Below are 620 nucleotides of genomic sequence, written 5' to 3' on the forward strand. Positions count from 1 at the left end.
GCCGCCGATGGTCCGATGCCACAAACCCGTGAGCACATCCTGCTGTCCCGTCAGGTAGGCGTTCCGTACATCGTGGTCTTCCTGAACAAGGCTGACCTGGTAGACGACGCTGAGCTGCTGGAACTGGTCGAGATGGAAGTTCGCGACCTGCTGTCCACCTACGACTTCCCAGGCGACGACACTCCGATCATCATCGGTTCCGCTCGTATGGCCCTGGAAGGCAAAGACGACAACGAAATGGGTACTACCGCTGTCAAGAAGCTGGTAGAAACTCTGGATGCCTACATCCCTGAGCCAGTTCGTGCCGTTGATCAGCCGTTCCTGATGCCGATCGAAGACGTATTCTCGATCTCGGGTCGTGGTACCGTTGTTACCGGTCGTATCGAGCGTGGTATCGTTCGCGTTCAAGACCCACTGGAAATCGTTGGTCTGCGTGACACCACCACCACCACCTGCACCGGTGTTGAGATGTTCCGCAAGCTGCTGGACGAAGGCCGTGCTGGCGAGAACTGCGGCGTTCTGCTGCGTGGCACCAAGCGTGACGACGTTGAGCGTGGTCAGGTTCTGGTCAAGCCAGGTTCGGTCAAGCCGCACACCAAGTTCACCGCAGAAGTTTACGT

1 protein-coding gene is annotated in these 620 nt (G+C 57.9%); it reads left to right on the forward strand.

Annotated elements, in window-relative coordinates:
- Positions 1-620, forward strand: a 620-nt coding sequence (locus ACF8R4_RS14270; RefSeq protein WP_392492740.1) for an EF-Tu/IF-2/RF-3 family GTPase, incomplete at both ends; no start/stop codon positions are given.

It is taken from the genome of Pseudomonas sp. FYR_2 (assembly GCF_043106425.1).
Lineage (GTDB): Bacteria > Pseudomonadota > Gammaproteobacteria > Pseudomonadales > Pseudomonadaceae > Aquipseudomonas > Aquipseudomonas monteilii.